Source organism: Nocardioides sp., from assembly GCF_004803405.1.
GTDB classification, from domain to species: domain Bacteria; phylum Actinomycetota; class Actinomycetes; order Propionibacteriales; family Nocardioidaceae; genus Nocardioides; species Nocardioides vastitatis.
Genome location: NZ_SSXI01000245.1, coordinates 1 through 2393 on the forward strand (window position 1 = coordinate 1; position 2393 = coordinate 2393).

Sequence of the window (2393 nt, forward strand, 5' to 3'; positions counted from 1 at the left end):
CACGGCCCTCCTGCGCGCGGGCGAGTCGCTCGGTGCGACGCCCGAGCGCCTGAGCGAGGTCCAGGGCGCCGCGGTGGTCGACGGGCAGGTGACGGCGACCCGGCCGGTGTCGCTCCGCGAGCGCGGGGCAGAGCTGCTGCAGAGGTCCCGCGACGTCTGGAGCCACGACGACCGCCACCCGGCGTTCGACCGGATCCTCGACGACCTGGCGCCCGACGAGGCCAGGATCCTGGTGATGCTCCTGCGCGACGGTCCCCAGCCCAGCGTCGACGTGCGCACCGGCGGTCCGATCGGGATGGTCAACAGCCAGCTGATCGCGCCCGGCCTCACCATGGTGGGCGCCCGGGCCGGCCTCCGCCACCTGGAGCAGGTGCCGTCGTACCTGAACAACCTGTTCCGCCTGGGGCTGGTCTGGTTCTCCCGGGAGCCGGTCCGCGATCACATGGAGTACCAGGTGCTGGAGGCGCAGCCCGACGTGCTCGCCGCCCTGCACTCGGTGAGGTTCGCCAAGGTCGTCCGCCGCAGCATCCACCTCACCCCGTTCGGTGAGGAGTTCTGCAAGGTCGCCCTCGTCGACGAGGAGGTGGCGCTCAGCGCCGACCTCCCGGAGCATGCGACGCCTTCGGAGGAGGGGCCGCAGGCCTGACCGGTGCACCTGCGGCACGCCCCCAGGCCCGATGGGCGAGACTCGCCCCATGAGCGATAGGTCCCGTCGCCGGGTACTGGTGCTCGTCACCCTGCTCTCGCTGTGGGCCGCCGTCGGCCTGGTGTCCTGGTACACCTCCGAGGCACAGCAGGAGCGGAGGTTCCGCGCCGGCGTGGCAGACGTCCCCGGCGTCGAGGCCCTGCGCCATGACGCGGACGCCGGAAAGGACATCGTCGAACTCGACCCCGCAGCGACCTCGGCGGACGTCGAGGAGGTCCGCCGCCGCCTGGTCGAGCGGGAGGACCTTCGCGGGTGGCAGTTCCGGAGTGGGCGGGCCCGGCTCAATGCCGACCACCTCCGAGACGTGAGCAGCGAGACGGTGACCGCGCTGTTCCTGGCCGCCGGCCGGCTCGAGGCGGCGGGCGTGGAGATGGTCCGGGTCGAGCCCCTCGACGACGGCGCCCGGATCCGCCTCAGGGTCAGCGAGGGCCGGACCTGGGTGCCGGCAGCACGGGCGCTCGTGGCAGAGCTTCGAGGAGGGGGGGACGCGTGGGTCAGGCCGATCAGCGTGCTCGACGTCGCCGTGAGCAGGTCGGAGGCCACCTCGGACATCGACCTGTCGGGAGCCCTCGACGACCCCGCGGGACTCGAGGCGGTACTCGCTCGCCTGGAGCCGTTGTCGCCGCTCCTCACCGGCTTCGGCGTCGAGGAGGACGGGCTCGAGGTCGCGGTGGACGTGTCCACCGGAACCCAGGTCGCCTCTGCCTGGCGGCGGGTACGGCGCGCGGTCGGCGACGCACCGGCAACGCTCGTTGTCCGGGTGGCCGGGGGTCGGCGCCCGACGTCCTACGCCGGCGCGGTGGACGGGGACCTCGCGCGCGCACTGCGTCTCGCGGCCCGCACGGGGGACGCCGGGGTCACCCGGGTCGCGCGGCTGGTCGTGGTGCTGCCGCGCGATCACGGGCACCAGGACGACGCCCGGCCGCTGCTGAAGGAGCTCCGCATCATCGGCTGGCAGGGTGAGGTACAGGTCGTGATGCCCTGGGGGGTCCGTCGGTGCGCGAGGGAGGACGCTCGCGCGGAGGTGATCGCACTGGTCACGTCGACCGCGAGCGGTCGGGCGAGCGACGTCGACCTGCGCCCGGGGCCCGGGTGCCGGCTCGCGACATCCGCGCGCGAGGAGCTGGAGGCGACGATCCGGCGCGACTGGGACGCCACCCGTGAGGGCGCACGCTAGCGGCCGGCACGCCGCAGCGGGAGACAGGCGCGTGCCTGCGCTGGTCAGCCCGGCTGCGGCACCGGAGCTGGAGGTGTGCTCGCCAGCGTGGTGGCACGTTCGGGCAACCGGCCGAGGAACGCCAGGGTTGAGTGGAACAGACTCAACTTTGCGCACGTTGTGAGGAATGCCCGTCCGGATCTGGTGATCGCAGTCCGGACGCGACACGATCGAGTTCCACACGTTCACAGGAGCCAGAAGCCATGAGCCAGTTCGGGGCCGACAAGTTCACCACGCGCAGCCGCGAGGCGATCGAGGCTGCCCAGCTCGCCGCGACCACCGCCGGCCACAGCACCGTCGAACCCATCCACCTGCTCGTCGCCCTGCTGCTGCAGACCGACGGCACGTCCGCGAGCCTGGTGTCCAAGGCGGGCGTCGACGCGCCGTCACTGGTGCACGCGGCGTCGGCGGCGCGGGACGCCCTGCCGCGCGCCACCGGAGCCACCGTCCAGCAGCCGGCCGGCTCGGCCG

General features: G+C 73.4%; 3 protein-coding genes. All 3 read left to right on the top strand.

The window, feature by feature from the left end; all coding sequences use genetic code 11:
- A partial coding sequence (locus E7Z54_RS17840; RefSeq protein WP_206056368.1) for an Abi-alpha family protein occupies positions 1–646 on the top strand: 646 nt, incomplete at its 5' end.
- 49 nt (positions 647–695) lie between these two features.
- Positions 696–1883 carry a hypothetical protein gene (locus tag E7Z54_RS17845; RefSeq protein WP_136436016.1) on the top strand — a complete coding sequence of 396 codons (1188 nt, stop codon included), beginning with the start codon at positions 696–698 and terminating at the stop codon, positions 1881–1883.
- Between the two features lie 242 nt (positions 1884–2125).
- The coding region (locus E7Z54_RS17850; RefSeq protein ID WP_276606243.1) for a Clp protease N-terminal domain-containing protein at positions 2126–2393 on the top strand (268 nt) is incomplete at its 3' end.